Raw genomic sequence first — 13,477 nt, 5'->3', positions numbered from 1 at the left:
GCCAGCATAGGTCAGACACGCCCCGCGCCAGCCTAAATGCTCGAGAAATAAGGCTGATAGCGGCCAGCAGACCGTGCTTGCAAACCCGCCCCATAGGGTCAGAGTCGTAATTGCGGATCGGGCCGAACGTCCATAATAGCCGCCGAGCGTGGCAAACGCCGCGTCATAGAGGCCGGCTCCCATGCCAACACCGAGCACGACCCATCCGACGATGAACACCCACAGCGAAGGCGAAAGTGCCAGGATAACGAGACCGGCAGCGAGCAGGAGACAGGCGACAGCTAGAACTGGCCGCCCGCCATACTCGCCGATGGCGTCACCAACGTGCGGGGACACGATACCGGCCGCAAGTAGGCCAATAGAGAGAGCTCCGACGATCCATGAAAGGGGCCAGCCTGTGTCGGCCGCGATCGGGGCTGCAAGAACCGCCAGCAGGTAGTAGGAGCTGCCCCATGTGAATATCTGCACCACGCCGAGCGCAGAGATGACCGGCCATCTTCGCGCGTCCGGGGAATCCGGTTGCGCCGGCAAATTTGTGGTCACCGGACGCTCTTGAGCGCCATGCGCTCTTCCAGCTTATCGGCCGTTTCCTTGCGTTCGCTGTAGCGATCGGTGAGGTAGGGAGCGACATCGCGGGTCAGGAGTGTGAACTTCACCAGTTCCTCCATCACATCGACCACCCGATCGTAATAGGATGATGGCTTCATCCGGCCCGCTTCGTCGAACTCCTGATATGCTTTGGCGACAGAGGACTGGTTGGGGATGGTGATCATCCGCATCCAGCGACCGAGCACCCGAAGTTGGTTGACGGCGTTGAAGCTCTGCGAGCCCCCGGAAACCTGCATCACCGCCAATGTGCGGCCTTGCGTCGGGCGGACCGCGCCGACCGCGAGCGGTATCCAGTCGATTTGCGCCTTGAGGATTCCGCTCATGGCGCCATGGCGTTCGGGACTGGTCCAGACCTGCCCTTCGGACCATTGCGATAGTTCTCGAAGTTCCTGCACTTTCGGATGATCGACGGGCGCACCATCGGGCAGCGGCAGCCCGTGCGGGTCGAACACGCGGGTTTCCGCCCCGAAATGGTTAAGCAGCCGTTCGGCTTCGTGGCTGAGCAGCCTGCTGTAGGAGCGTTCACGCAACGAGCCGTATAGCAGGAGAATGCGCGGCGGATGAGCCGAGGGCGTCGCTCGCAGGCGCTCGATCGTTGGATTGTCGAGCGCCGCGCGAACCACGTTGGGAAGGTTTTCTATCGTCACGGCTTGGCCTCGGCCTGTATGCCAACAGGTGTCGTGGTTTCGGGAAACCATCTTGCGCCGAGCCTAAGAGACACATGGACGAGCAGGATCAGCGCCGGCACCTCCACGAGAGGCCCTATCACGGCGGCAAAGGCCACCGGCGAAGCGAGGCCGAACGCCGCAATGGCGACCGCGATGGCCAGCTCGAAATTGTTGCCCGCCGCCGTGAAGGCGATCGCCGTGGTTCGCGGATAGTCCGCCTCGATCAGCCGACCCATGGCAAAGCTAATGAGGAACTGGATGATGAAATAGAGCGCCAGCGGGATCGCTATACGCAGCGCATCGAATGGCAGCGCCACGACATCCGCGCCTTTGAGGCTAAACATGGCGACAATGGTGAACAGCAGCGCGGCCAATGTTATCGGGCTGATGCGCGGCAGAAATTCTCGCTCATACCAATCCCCACCATTGCGGGCGACGAGGATGCGGCGCGTCAGGTATCCGGCAAGGAATGGGATGCCGAGATAGATCAGAACCGCCTCGGTGATGGTCCAGAAGCCTACGTCGATCACGCTGCCCTCAAGGCCAAAGAGAGGCGGCAGGACGTTTAGGAAGAACCACGCATAGGTGGAGAAGAACAAAATCTGGAAGATCGAGTTGAAGGCGACCAGACCGGCGACATACTGGTTGTCGCCGCGCGCGAGCTGGTTCCAGACCAGCACCATGGCGATACAGCGGGCGAGCCCGATCAGGATCAGCCCCGTCATGTATTCCGGGTGGTCGCGCAGGAAGATCACGGCCAGGGCGAACATCAGCGTCGGGCCGATGATCCAGTTCTGCACCAGCGAGAGGATCAGCACCCGCTTGTCGGAAAAGACTTGATGCAATTCCTCGTAGCGGACTTTGGCGAGCGGCGGATACATCATCAGGATCAGGCCGATGGCGATCGGTATGTTGGTCGTGCCGACCGACATGGCATTAAGAGCATCCGGCAGGCCGGTGAATATTGTGCCGAGCACAACACCAAGCGCCATTGCGGCGAAAATCCACACGGTCAGATAGCGGTCGAGGAAACCAAGGCGGGACGCTGGCTTGAGGGAAGCCATGAGTATTCTCCAATTGCGGGCTTGCGGATGCTGAAGTCAGGCAGAAGCAATGCGCCGCCCGTGCTCATCGATGATGCGCTCGCCATCTTCCTTCGCGAACGCGCCCCGTTGCGGGGGCAAGAGATCGAGTACGGCTTCCGAAGGGCGGCAGAGCCGCACGCCCTGGGGGCTGACGACGATCGGACGATTGATGAGGATGGGGTGTTCCATCATCGCGTCGACCAGGCGTTCGTCGCTTAGGCTCGGATCGTCCAGGCCAAGCTCTGCGTAGGGCGTGCCCTTCTCACGGATGAGGTCACGCACGGAAATGCCCATGCGCGCGATGAGCTGGACGAGCAGCGCGCGAGACGGCGGGCATTTGAGGTATTCGATCACATGCGGCTCGACGCCGGAATTGCGGATCAGGCCGAGCGTGTTGCGCGAGGTGCCGCAATCGGGGTTGTGGTAGATGATGATATCCATTGCTGCCTCACGCCGCGCTGTCGCGGGGCGACGTCGCCCCTTCACTCTGGCCGATCTCGACCAGTCGGGTGCGAAGGGAGGATTTGTCGAGGCTGGTGAAGGGGAGCGCGGTAAAGATCGCGATGCGGTTCTTCAGATAGCGGAACGCGGTCACGAAAGCCGTCTGGCGCTCGATATCAGTGCCCTCGACGGCGGCGGGGTCTTCGATCCCCCAATGCGCCGTCATCGGCTGGCCCGGCCAGACCGGACAGGCTTCGCCGGCCGCGTTGTCACAGACGGTGAATACGAAATCCATGACCGGGGTGTCAGTTCCGGCGAATTCGTCCCATGCCTTCGAGCGCAACCCGTCGGTGGGATAGTCGAAGTTGGCCAGGGTCTTGGTAGCGAGTGGATTGATCGTTCCCTTGGGCTGGCTTCCAGCCGAATGGGCACGGAAGCGGCCCGCGCCGTCCTTGTTCAAGATGCTTTCTGCCAGGATCGAGCGAGCCGAGTTACCGGTGCAAAGAAACAGGACATTGAAAATGCGTTCAGGCGTGGTGTTATCAGGCATGGGCGTTGTCCTTGGCGGGAACACAACAGGCGGCGAGTGCGGCAACAGCCGGGGTGCAGACTTCGGGATGCCCCTGGCAGCAGTCGCGCATGAGAAATTCGACCAAGCCAGACAGCGCCGGATAGGCAGCGCTGTAGATGATCGAACGGCCATCTCGGCGCGACGCGATAAGGCCGGATTGCTCAAGATGGCTCAGGTGAAAGGACATGCGTGACGAGGATGCGCCGTCCATCGCTTCCCCGATCGCACCGGCCGGCATTCCTTCCGGCCCGGCCGTCACCAACAGGCGCACGATGCGCAGCCGGGTTTCCTGGGAAAGCGCCGCAAACGCTGAGAGGGCTTGCTTTTCATCCATTGTCGCCTCAATATCTCAATAGTTATTGAATTAATGGATACACCGACATGATCGATGATGCCAGCCCCATAATCACGGAATTTCCTGATGACGCCTCACTTGGGCCGATCCTCGCGCTTTTGGAAGCCCATGCCGATAAGGCGCTGGTCCTTGCCTATGGCGACGGACGGCAGGTTCAATCCGGCTATCACATTACGGAGGTAAAAGCCGGTTCCTTCGTCACGCTTGATTGCGGCGGCAATCCAGATGCGTGGCGGGAAGCGATTTTGCAGGTGGAGGACATACCGTTGACCCAAGGTAGCGCTCCCATGACCGTCGCAAAATTTCGGTCGATCTTGGGCCAAGTCGGCAGCAAGATTCAACTCGACCTAGACGCTCGGCTGACATGGGAAGTCAGCCGACCCGGTGAGCCGATGCAGATCTACGACGTGGCCGGCATCGAGTTTGAGACCGATCAGGCGATTGTGCGGCTCACTCCGCGCCCGGCAATATGCAAGCCTAGGCACCGCGCTCAGCCGGAGGGTGTGCCGGCCTGTTGTGGTTAGGCTCTCCCGAGCCAGTGCTGTGTCGTGAAAATCCCGAAACCTGCGACATCCTAATATCTTGCCGGACTGTTTGGCTCTAATCCGCTTTACTCAATGGCTTTCGAGCATCGCGTCGAGAGCGATACTCAGTATGGGTTTCATAGACTCGGGCCACACGCACTATAAGCGATAAGCTCAATGCGCAGCCCCAGATGACAACGAGATACGAACCTATGTCGTAAATCACTGTCCAGCTAAGGCCGAAATAGCCAGACAGGCGGGCCATCAGTTGCAGGTAAAAGAAAGCCCCGATTGTTATCAGTACCAGGCCGAAGGCTCCCAGCGATACGTGGGCGCGGTACTCAGATAAAGTTCTACCATTGAGCGCCTTACGGGCTTCCAAGATGCGATGATCCAAGCTTTTTAACGGCTTGATTCTGGGTACACGGAAGGATTTGCGGGCTCGCCACAGATAAACAAATGCTCCACCTAACGCAGCGGCAGTGAGGCTCGCAATTACGCTTTCCCAAAATGTAGCCGACATTGTGCCCCTAGAAAAATCGCATAATCTATCTTATGGAACTAAGCGATTGATTTTAAATCATTATCACGCGTTTTGGTGCCGATCACTAGACCGAAATTGCGCGCGCTAAATCTGTCGAAATTTTAATGATCATCTGGCCTACTTGCACAATGGTGAAAAGGCCAGCCAAACCGCCTAAATCGATCGGGCTCCAACAGGAGCCGGAACCGGCTGTTCGCAGTCAGGCGCGACGGCCGCGTGATCGCGACCAGCCCCAACTTCCCTTTGATCCTATCCCAAGCCGCGTCGAACCTTGCCTTGCCAAGCTGGCGGTCGAGCCGCCCAATGGCGACGAGTGGGCCTTTGAGGTCAAATGGGACGGATACCGGCTGGCGCTTCACAACGACGGACGCTCGATCCGTATCCTGACCCGCAATGGCCACGACTGGACCCAGCGATTTCCGGCGCTAGAAAGGGCGATCGCAGCGCTGCACGTCTCCACGGTGATTTTAGACGGTGAGGCCGTTGTTCTGGACGATCAAGGCCGGTCCGACTTCAATGCCCTGCAGAACGCATTGGGCGGGCGCGGCGGCAAGAAAGCCACAGGCGGCGAGGTCGTTTTCTACGCGTTTGACTTGCTTTATTTCGACGGCCACGATCTGACCCGCATGGCGCTCGACGAACGCCGACACATGCTCGAAGATCTTATAGGAGAGCCTGGTGGAACGATCCGGCTGTCCGAGGAAGTGGCCGCCGATGGAAAGGCGTTTCTCGAAGCGGCTTGCAACCTAGGGCTTGAAGGCATCATCGCGAAGCGTCGCGATAAGCCTTATCGCCCTGGGCGGAACGGCGACTGGCTGAAGATCAAATGCGTGTCGCGAGAAACGTTCGTCGTTATCGGCTATGAACCATCGACCAAATTGCCGGGCGCAATCGCTAATCTGATGCTCGCCGCCCAGCGCGGCGAAGAGCTAGTCTATGTTGGATCGGTTGGCACGGGGTTTTCGTTCGCGCAGGCGACGGAACTGAAAACCCGTCTCGACAACCTCAAGGTGGCCACGCCAGCAGCGCCAGTCCGTGCGAAAAGGGCGGTTTTTGTACGCCCTGCCCTCGAAGCCGAAATCGAATTTCGTGCATGGACGAATGACGGTAAGCTTCGCCATGCCTCCTATAAAGGGATGCGCGACAAGGCCGATCGCGGATCGGTCTACAGCTTGGACGAATGAAATGTGCGGTCGCTTTACCAATCAAATGACATGGGCCGAGATCCACGCGCTCTATTCGATCCACGATAGCGCCCTGCCGCCGTCCAATGTGCAGCCACAATTCAACATCGCGCCGACACAGGACGTTTTCTTTGCCCATCAGGACAAAGCTGGCGTGCTCGAAATCGATTACGGCCGATGGTGGCTGGTGCCGTTCTTTGCCAAGGAGATCGGCAAGCATGCCATGTTTAACGCCCGGATCGAGACCGTCGATACCTCAGGAGCCTTTCGCGAGTCATTCAAATCAAAGCGATGCCTGATTCCGGCAGATGGGTATTTTGAATGGACGACGAATGCCGAGGACGGCAAGAAAGACCCTTGGCTATTGCAGCTTCCCGATGCGCAGCCGTTCTCTTTTGCTGGCCTATGGGCGCATAACGAGAGGCTTAGCGTGACGAGCTGCACGATCATCACCGCGCCGGCAGTCGATAACATTGCCCACATTCATACCCGGATGCCGATCATCCTCGATCCGGTCTCTTATGATACGTGGCTTGATACCAGCATTGCCGGCGCAGACGCGAAAGCCGTACTGATCGAAAGCCAGATTGACGACCAGCTCGAATTCTTCCGGGTTGGCCGTGAGGTCAACTCTTCCCGCTACCAAGGCGAAGACACCAAGAAGCCCGTCGTCAATTCGCTTTGATGATGCCCAGATAAGGCGAACGCGTAGAATATCAAGCTTGCTCGACGGCACGGAGCCGTTCTGTGACATCGGCCACATCTGGCATGTTCCAGATGGCGTCCCGCAACATGAATTTGTAGCTGTTCGTATGCGCTCTAAAAGTCACGTTTTGACGCACAATCTCGGCTGGTACCAACGCCGCACGCGTAACTCGATAATCGTCATCAAACAGCACGGCGGCCAGCACATCGAAGCCTTCTAATGAGCGGATAGCTGAAAGCTGTCGAGACTTATTGCGGCTGTGAATCCGCTTGCCCTTTATCTGGTAGAGAACACCTGCATCGTCTCTAGCATCAAACGCCTTTGCCGAGTTCGTTTCCTGCGCCCATTGGAAGGCAGCGCAGAACAAATACTCTGCCAAATCGCCTGTCGGATTATTTGCTGACCGCAAAACATTCCTGCTTCGCAGTTCCTCCATCACATTCGCATGGGTTTTCAGCAGTTCCGATATCGACTGTTTTGAGAAGTCGTTCATCCCCAGCCCGCCGCTCCCATCAAGCTACCAAGTGCCGCTCAGTGGTGTTCCCACAAGCTCGACAGACTGCACGGGCTTGCCAGCACCTTTAGACACTCCGGCAAAGCGCTTCATCTTTTTGGGTGCCTTTCTAAACCAGGCATTTGCGATATGAGCGAGATCGGCAAACATAGCTGCCGACGCCATGTGCTGAGTCATTTCGAGAGTTAATTCCGGTGAATGCGCAACGAAAAAATCGCCCGAAACGTCAACCTCATCGAGTGAGTCTTTTGCCATCGAGAGCGGCTTTTGCAGCATCTTTGAAGGGAGCCGGTTCTCCGCAGCAAAAAGCCGAGGAAATGCAGGAGCCATGAAATCGATCAGCCATCCATCAGCCTCGACCCAGCAGTGAAATGCGCTGGAATTGGCTGACACGGCCCCGGTTTCGTCTTGGCTGCCGAAGAGCATGAATGTATCATTTAGATTGTAGCCAACGACGCCAGCTCGCGCACTCGCGTTGATCTTGTAATTCTGTTCGAGAATGAACGCGCCGTACATACTAAACCAGAGGCAACACTCTGAGGGGTTTGCGTTCTCGTTCAACAATAGCGAGTTTATGACACGGTAAATTCGCTCATAATCACTGCGCGTAATGAGCATAGAGCACCTGAGAGATTTATCGTCAGCCTACCTACACTAGACCGATCCCGATACCGGTTCAATTTCGTCAGCTTCGAGGGCTTCCTTTCGGCCCGACCCATCGCGGTGCTTCACAACCCTATGCAGTATGCCGGGAATGACCACCTGATAATTGAATTGCGCCCCTTCCCGCGCGACGTGTTTGTTCAAATAGTCAATTTCCCATTTGATCGCGAAGGGTGGTCCGCTTTGGTCAAACACTCCTAGAGCCATCTGAGTGATAGCAAGAGCCAAAAGCCCGCTGCCAACAGCGATTTGGTCATACTGATGATAGAAGAACCACGCCGGAGTAAAGCAGGCGAGGAAAGCTGCGCAGTTCCACCAAAAGAGCGGTCCCGACCCTCGTTTAATCGGCATCCTGGCCTCCTAATCGTTTAAATCGATTAGATAGTAAGCGGCAATCGAGTTACTGAACAACCCGAACCCGGGTGGGAAACCGCTCACACCATTGAATTTTCTGCACCTGTCGTCCATCCACTCAGCGCAGTGGGTAGCGCTTCCAGCCGTGTCGTATAGCGCGGAGAACGGCGGTCGAATTTCGTCTGCCACTCCCGTCTTTTGATCCCGGCCGCGGCTGGCACCAAAGCCCCCCGGCCGTATTTGCCATTGATCGCATCGAGAGCGGTCATCAGCGCGGCGGACTTTTCCCGATCGTGCGCATCGAACAGCGGACGCGACCCACTGCCAGCGACGATCAGATCATCCATGATGATGCCAGCCTTGGCGTAGGCAAAGCCCTCACGAAACACGGCGCGCGCGCCGCGTTTGGCCGCATCAATCAGATCGAGCGTGTCAGCCGAGCTTTCGGCAAGGTGGATCGTCTTTGACGCGCTATGAGACGGGTCGCGCTGATTGAATCGCGATGTGTGCATGAATACCACCATATGCGAGGTTTCCAGCCCATGCCGACGCAGCTTTTCACCAGCGCGGGTCGCATAGGCGGAAACGGCCTCGAGCATTGCATCGAGCGTCTTCACTGGCTTGCCGAAACTGCGCGTCACAGCGCACCCCTTGCGCTGGGGCGGCAATTCTTCCAGCTCCATGCACGAGATCCCGCGCAGTTCAAGGACGGTTTTTTCGCCAACGACAGTCATCAACTGGCGTGCTGATCGCGCCGGCATATCGCGCAGGTCGCCGACGGTTTCGATGCCAAGTTGCAGCAGCTTACGTTCAGAAGCCCCGCCTATTCCCCACACCTCGCCCACCTCGATCTTGGGCAACCAGCGATCGCGCACGGCGGGGTCGGTCAGGTCACAGACGCCCCCCAGATCGTCGTTCTTTTTCGCGATATGATTGGCCAGTTTGGCGAGCGTTTTCGTCGGGCCGATGCCAACACAGGTCGGAATCCCCGTCCATTGGCGCACGGTCGCGCGGAGATCGCGCCCGTAGGCCAAGCGGTCCCGTTCTGGAATTGTCGTAAAATCGAGAAAGCTCTCATCGATCGAGTAGATTTCGACTTCCGGAGCCCATTCGCGATAGATCGCGTTGAGCCGTGCGCTCATGTCGCCGTACAGGGTGTAGTTGGACGAGAAAACCGCCACCTTGTTCTGTTCGCACAGCTCGCGGATCTTAAAATACGGTTCTCCCATTCCGATGCCCAAGGCTTTCGCCTCTGCCGTTCGCGCCACGGCGCAACCGTCATTGTTGGAAAGCACAATCACCGGCCTGGTCGCGATTTTGGGATCGAACACACGCTCGCAGCTACAATAGAAGCTGTTGCCGTCGACAAGGGCCAGGGCACGGCTCATTGCACGCCCCTGCCCGGCTGACGGCGCAGCCAGTGAATGTTGCAGACGACAACCCCCCAAATCTCGATTTCGGCAATCTCTGGCAGCTCAAAAAGCGGCATATCAGCGTTCTCAAACATCAGCCGCGGTCGCTTTCCGTCGAGGCGCAGGCGCTTGAGCGAGCGTTCGCCGTGTACGATCGCCACAACGACATCGCCATCAATGGGCGTCAGAGATCGATCAACCACCAAAATATCGCCGTGGAAAATACCGACATCACGCATAGAGCTGCCGTCGACGCGCCAAAGGAATGTCGCCGGTCGGTTGCGGACCAGCAGGACATTGAGGTCGATAGATTCGTCCAGAAAGTCGTCAGCAGGGCTTGGAAAGCCGGCGCATAGCCCATGTTCGAACATGGGGACCGAGATTTCGGCCTCGAATTTGAGCCGGATGAACATTCAAAAAGGTATCCTTTCGATTTCAGCGAAAGGAACAAAGCAGGAACATGCTTGGAAGTTCCGGTCAAGCTCAATGTTGCGCCGGGAGGAAAAATTGAACGAGCGATACCGGACGGCGCCTAGCTTGAACCGCTGAGGCGAAGCATGGGAAAAGGGGGCCTAAGCCCCCTGCCCTCGCCGCTGCTGCTCGATGACAGCGAACACATTTTCCTCTTCCTGGCCGGGATAGCGACCCAGGTTGGCATAGAACCGCGAATGACCCGTGTTCATCGAGAGCGAATAGTAGGGCTTATCCTCGCGATTGGTGTTCTGCCAGATCGCCCCTACTTCGATCTTTCTGCCACGAGGGCTTTTCGCAAAGATGCGATATTTCGGTGCGTCGGGATTGTCGCTATCGACCGGCTCGCCGGTGAAGTCGATATCGAAAGTCAGCGTGGCAACATTGCCGATGAGCTTGTTTTCATCGATCCTGACGAAGTTAGTGAGATCGGTCATTTGAGAACTCCTGGGTTCGCGTTGGTGATGCAAACAGACGATGGCCGGGGAAAAGCGCCGCTGGCACCGGGACGGCCGACGCAAAGCAGAGGACCGCGCCAGACCCGAATTTGCAGCGCGAGGAAGGCACTAGGCCGGGGAAATTCGGGGGTGACGTGGTTGCCAGAAGCGACCCGGACTTAGCTTGCAGCACACCCGCAAACGCGAGCCAGTCAGTCATGGCCGCACTTGAACCAGCAGGAAGATGGCAGGCCCTCGCTATGTCCGTCCCGGTTTTCAATTATGAGGCCGCTGCCAGGGTAGCGTTTCTGCGACCGACATAGCCGGAACACAACCTGTCCCAAGCCGCGCGGAGATCGCTAAGCTCCGTCCGGGGCGATATCGGGAATCCGCGCTTTCGGCGCTGCGCGACGCTCAGGTTGAAACGGTTCTTCAGCCCGAAGCCTTCCGGGCCGACTTCCCGCGTGGTGCAAAGTGCCCGAAGTCGTGCATTCTCGGCCATCGAAGGAGGCAGGACGACAAGATGCACAACCGATCCGAGGTAATCGGCAAGATGCTTGCCGAACTCGACCGATAAGGCGTTGCCGCTTATACCATGCAACTCGGCTGGAATGACGCCCTGCCAATGGGTTGCAAGGTTCGCATCCGCGCGAAGCTCGGCCGCCTCGACAGCCGGCCATAGCCGGTTTCTTGTGGCGAGCGCAGGACAGCTAACGCCCGAGGGGAAAATCAACTCGTCATGAGACGGATTGAAATCGTTCTGCGGCTCATATGTCAGGCCATCGACTGTTATGGGTTGCCCACAATGGTCGGCCACCACCTGATAGATCGTTTTAAACTTGCTGCGACTGATGCGCTGTACGCGCAATTGATTTGGTCCGGTCACTGCCCAATTTACCCCCCGTTTGGTTCGATCCGAATGAAAATTCGGTCCTCCCAGGCCTCCACATTCCAAACGTACGCGCGATCGAGCATTGCAGGCGCGCGATCGGCATTGTGGTCGAGGACGCGATCATTGGCTGCCGGCGTCACTCTTACGGTTCCCGTCGGCGTGAACGGCAATTGCTCAAGCTGGGCGAGATTATTGGCCGGAATTTCGGGCGAGCTAATTTCAATCGTGCCATCCTCGAGTCGCTCGAGGCGCAGATAGTTGTCGGTATTGGTGCGCGTGTTCGGAAAGCCGATGCTTTCGCCCTCGGCAAGCGTACCGGCGAGATCGACCACAAGCTCAAACCGCCCCTCACCGATATATTCAAAGCGCTCGAAGCCGGGCATGTCCGCGTCATTTGCAGCCATTCGACGCGCGCCCTCGTCATCCTGGGCCGAAAGCCTCCCTTCGGCGGCCGCCATGGCAGCGCGAGCGTCGGCCATCGTGCTTTCGATTCGCAGCGTATAGTCGTTACCGTTTGTCGTTATGTCGGCATTGATGGTTTCGGGGGCTAAGCAGCCAGTCAGAAAAACCGTCGCGCTTAGGATGAATGGCAATCGGACGCCAGCTTTCGTTAGCTTCACGATGAACTCCTACTCATAGAAAAACGGCGGCCTAAGCCGCCGTTGGTTAGCGTCCCCAAGGCGAATTGAACGAGCCGGGGAAAATAATGTCCTGCTCAACAAAGACGTTGAACTGATAGCCTGGCCGGATTTCGAGCGTAGGCTGGACGTCGAGATTGCGGGTGATCGTTTGATCGGCCACGCGACCAAAGGTTTCCGCGAAATTGCGGCGCGCTGCGTCCTCAAGGCTGTTCTGGTTTTGCTGGAAAGGCGAGGTGTTCGATTGCGGTAGCGCCGCATCGATGCCAGTCCCGATCAATGCAATCAGGATCGCGGACCCGAACGTTTCGAGATAGCGATTATTCACCTGATCGCGGAAGCCGCTATAGCCTTCGGAATCCATGCCGGGCATGCCGCCGATTTGCAGCGTTGACCCGTTCGGGAACACAAGATCGGTCCATATAACCAGAACGCGGCTTTGCCCAAATGAGACGTTGGAATCGTAGCGCCCAATGAGCCGTGTTCCCTGCGGAATCAGAAGCCGGTGGCCTGTCGCGCTATCAAATACGTTCTGTCGAACCTGGGCCGTGATGCGGCCGGGAAGATCGGAATTGATGCCGGTTTGCAGCGTTGCGGGGATGACCGAACCGCGCTTTAGCTCGTAGCGCGACATTTGCGGAACGACCTGATTGGGCAGATAGCCGAGGTCGGTAATTTCCTGATTGAAAAAGGCGTCCTTGCCTGCCTGATTATTCGAATCGGGTCGAGCGCCCTGCCCGCCCAATCCGGCCTGCATCGCCGCTGCGTAGAGATCCTGCACGGCAGGATTGCCCGCAGCGCCGCCAAAGCCGGCGCGTTGCCCGGCTCCCCCGGCAGGCTGGCCTCCCTGTTGGCCCCCTTGCGCGGCCTCGACATTGCTCAGGTCGATCGACATGGGGCTATTGGCCGCCGTGGGCCGCGCCTGAATCTGGGCCATTTCCTGGCGATGCTCTTCGCGAAGCCGGGCTTCCTCAAACTCGCGTTGCAGTCGAGCGCGCCATTCAGCTTCGCTTTCGCTCGCCTGTTGCTGGGTCTGGATTTGCTGGACCTGTGGCCGTTGTGGCGTTTGCGTCGGTTGAGGCTGGAAGGGATTGGTGATGATGGGCTGGCCATCCTCATCAACCTGGGGAATCGTGGGCGTCGTTGGCCGCGCCGGTTCACCGATGATGCCGGGCGGGACGCCCCGCGTCAGTTCATCGGCCAGATCGGATGCCGGCTGTCCGCTGGACGTTCCCGGCCCGCCGTCGCCGGGGCGAAAACCACGTTGCGAAAGGCCCCAAAAGACGACGCCTATAAACACCACCACCAGAACGATGAAGGCGATGATGGGCAAGCGGTTCAGGCGACGGATTTTCGGCCGATCATCGCCGGCGCCATCGAGATCGATCGAACTCACCGTGCACTCTCCC

General features: G+C 58.2%; 18 protein-coding genes. 3 read left to right on the top strand and 15 right to left on the bottom strand.

Annotated features, from left to right (window positions below; genetic code table 11):
- From CN673_RS19410 to CN673_RS19385, 6 genes are all read right to left on the bottom strand, one after another.
- Nucleotides 1-543: MFS transporter (locus CN673_RS19410; protein ID WP_157928969.1), on the bottom strand; the 543-nt coding region annotated here is incomplete at its 3' end.
- Complete coding sequence (gene arsH, locus CN673_RS19405; RefSeq protein WP_442417536.1) at nt 540-1,250, bottom strand: arsenical resistance protein ArsH; 711 nt, start codon at nt 1,248-1,250, stop codon at nt 540-542. The genes CN673_RS19410 and arsH, both read right to left, overlap by 4 nt.
- 2 nt (nt 1,251-1,252) lie before the next feature.
- On the bottom strand, nt 1,253-2,341 hold the full coding sequence (gene arsB, locus CN673_RS19400) for an ACR3 family arsenite efflux transporter (RefSeq protein WP_099868067.1): 1,089 nt from the start codon (nt 2,339-2,341) through the stop codon (nt 1,253-1,255).
- 36 nt (nt 2,342-2,377) lie between these two features.
- Complete coding sequence (arsC, locus tag CN673_RS19395) at nt 2,378-2,803, bottom strand: arsenate reductase (glutaredoxin) (protein WP_099868066.1); 426 nt, start codon at nt 2,801-2,803, stop codon at nt 2,378-2,380.
- Nucleotides 2,804-2,810: 7 nt separating this feature from the next.
- Nucleotides 2,811-3,353, bottom strand: a complete 543-nt coding sequence (locus CN673_RS19390; RefSeq protein WP_099868065.1) for an arsenate reductase ArsC — start codon at nt 3,351-3,353, stop codon at nt 2,811-2,813.
- Nucleotides 3,346-3,708 (bottom strand): ArsR/SmtB family transcription factor, encoded by a 363-nt coding sequence (locus CN673_RS19385; RefSeq protein WP_099868064.1) that lies wholly within the window; start codon nt 3,706-3,708, stop codon nt 3,346-3,348. Before CN673_RS19385 ends, CN673_RS19390 begins: the two co-directional genes overlap by 8 nt.
- 47 nt (nt 3,709-3,755) lie before the next feature.
- Here CN673_RS19385 and CN673_RS19380 point away from each other — a divergent pair, with 47 nt between their 5' ends.
- From CN673_RS19380 to CN673_RS19370, 3 genes are all read left to right on the top strand, one after another.
- Entirely contained in the window at nt 3,756-4,253 is a 498-nt protein-coding gene (locus tag CN673_RS19380; protein ID WP_099868063.1) for a DUF6428 family protein, read from the top strand.
- 648 nt (nt 4,254-4,901) lie between these two features.
- Entirely contained in the window at nt 4,902-5,981 is a 1,080-nt protein-coding gene (gene ligD, locus CN673_RS19375; RefSeq protein ID WP_245410006.1) for a non-homologous end-joining DNA ligase, read from the top strand.
- A 1-nt stretch (nt 5,982) separates the two neighbouring features.
- The gene (locus CN673_RS19370) at nt 5,983-6,666 is read left to right on the top strand and encodes an SOS response-associated peptidase (RefSeq protein ID WP_099868061.1); all 684 of its coding nucleotides are present in this window, start codon (nt 5,983-5,985) and stop codon (nt 6,664-6,666) included.
- 31 nt (nt 6,667-6,697) lie between these two features.
- Here CN673_RS19370 and CN673_RS19365 read toward each other — a convergent pair whose 3' ends face one another.
- From CN673_RS19365 to trbI, 9 genes are all read right to left on the bottom strand, one after another.
- Nucleotides 6,698-7,180, bottom strand: coding sequence for a hypothetical protein (locus CN673_RS19365; RefSeq protein ID WP_099868060.1), 483 nt, complete (start codon nt 7,178-7,180; stop codon nt 6,698-6,700).
- Nucleotides 7,181-7,204: 24 nt separating this feature from the next.
- Complete coding sequence (locus CN673_RS19360) at nt 7,205-7,819, bottom strand: DUF2026 family protein (protein WP_099868059.1); 615 nt, start codon at nt 7,817-7,819, stop codon at nt 7,205-7,207.
- A gap of 36 nt (nt 7,820-7,855) precedes the next feature.
- Nucleotides 7,856-8,215: a hypothetical protein gene (locus CN673_RS19355; protein ID WP_099868058.1), complete on the bottom strand. Its 360-nt coding sequence runs from the start codon at nt 8,213-8,215 to the stop codon at nt 7,856-7,858.
- 83 nt (nt 8,216-8,298) lie between these two features.
- Nucleotides 8,299-9,606: a Y-family DNA polymerase gene (locus CN673_RS19350; RefSeq protein WP_099868057.1), complete on the bottom strand. Its 1,308-nt coding sequence runs from the start codon at nt 9,604-9,606 to the stop codon at nt 8,299-8,301.
- Entirely contained in the window at nt 9,603-10,043 is a 441-nt protein-coding gene (locus CN673_RS19345) for a LexA family protein (protein ID WP_099868056.1), read from the bottom strand. Before CN673_RS19345 ends, CN673_RS19350 begins: the two co-directional genes overlap by 4 nt.
- 159 nt (nt 10,044-10,202) lie before the next feature.
- Complete coding sequence (locus CN673_RS19340; RefSeq protein ID WP_099868055.1) at nt 10,203-10,538, bottom strand: DUF736 domain-containing protein; 336 nt, start codon at nt 10,536-10,538, stop codon at nt 10,203-10,205.
- Between the two features lie 280 nt (nt 10,539-10,818).
- A complete protein-coding gene (locus CN673_RS19335; RefSeq protein ID WP_157928968.1) occupies nt 10,819-11,406 on the bottom strand; it encodes a MobA/MobL family protein in 588 nt (195 codons plus the stop codon).
- A gap of 26 nt (nt 11,407-11,432) precedes the next feature.
- Nucleotides 11,433-11,888, bottom strand: coding sequence for a hypothetical protein (locus CN673_RS19330; protein WP_157928967.1), 456 nt, complete (start codon nt 11,886-11,888; stop codon nt 11,433-11,435).
- Nucleotides 11,889-12,096: 208 nt separating this feature from the next.
- The gene (trbI, locus tag CN673_RS19325) at nt 12,097-13,464 is read right to left on the bottom strand and encodes an IncP-type conjugal transfer protein TrbI (protein WP_099868052.1); all 1,368 of its coding nucleotides are present in this window, start codon (nt 13,462-13,464) and stop codon (nt 12,097-12,099) included.
- Nucleotides 13,465-13,477: the final 13 nt, after the last annotated feature.

The organism is Neopararhizobium haloflavum (genome assembly GCF_002750855.1).
GTDB lineage: Bacteria > Pseudomonadota > Alphaproteobacteria > Rhizobiales > Rhizobiaceae > Georhizobium > Georhizobium haloflavum.
The sequence above is the reverse complement of the archived record's forward strand: the minus strand, read 5'-3'. Positions and strand labels throughout refer to the sequence as shown.

Bases quoted from the DNA above. Each gene is read 5' to 3' on its own strand.
- arsB (WP_099868067.1), bottom strand. From the start codon at position 2,341: ATGGCTTCCCTCAAGCCAGCGTCCCGCCTTGGTTTCCTCGACCGCTAT.
- arsC (WP_099868066.1), bottom strand. From the start codon at position 2,803: ATGGATATCATCATCTACCACAACCCCGATTGCGGCACCTCGCGCAAC.
- CN673_RS19390 (WP_099868065.1), bottom strand. From the start codon at position 3,353: ATGCCTGATAACACCACGCCTGAACGCATTTTCAATGTCCTGTTTCTT.
- CN673_RS19385 (WP_099868064.1), bottom strand. From the start codon at position 3,708: ATGGATGAAAAGCAAGCCCTCTCAGCGTTTGCGGCGCTTTCCCAGGAA.
- CN673_RS19380 (WP_099868063.1), top strand. From the start codon at position 3,756: ATGATCGATGATGCCAGCCCCATAATCACGGAATTTCCTGATGACGCC.
- ligD (WP_245410006.1), top strand. From the start codon at position 4,902: ATGATCATCTGGCCTACTTGCACAATGGTGAAAAGGCCAGCCAAACCG.
- CN673_RS19370 (WP_099868061.1), top strand. From the start codon at position 5,983: ATGTGCGGTCGCTTTACCAATCAAATGACATGGGCCGAGATCCACGCG.
- CN673_RS19365 (WP_099868060.1), bottom strand. From the start codon at position 7,180: ATGAACGACTTCTCAAAACAGTCGATATCGGAACTGCTGAAAACCCAT.
- CN673_RS19360 (WP_099868059.1), bottom strand. From the start codon at position 7,819: ATGCTCATTACGCGCAGTGATTATGAGCGAATTTACCGTGTCATAAAC.
- CN673_RS19355 (WP_099868058.1), bottom strand. From the start codon at position 8,215: ATGCCGATTAAACGAGGGTCGGGACCGCTCTTTTGGTGGAACTGCGCA.
- CN673_RS19350 (WP_099868057.1), bottom strand. From the start codon at position 9,606: ATGAGCCGTGCCCTGGCCCTTGTCGACGGCAACAGCTTCTATTGTAGC.
- CN673_RS19345 (WP_099868056.1), bottom strand. From the start codon at position 10,043: ATGTTCATCCGGCTCAAATTCGAGGCCGAAATCTCGGTCCCCATGTTC.
- CN673_RS19340 (WP_099868055.1), bottom strand. From the start codon at position 10,538: ATGACCGATCTCACTAACTTCGTCAGGATCGATGAAAACAAGCTCATC.
- CN673_RS19330 (WP_157928967.1), bottom strand. From the start codon at position 11,888: ATGGCGGCCGCCGAAGGGAGGCTTTCGGCCCAGGATGACGAGGGCGCG.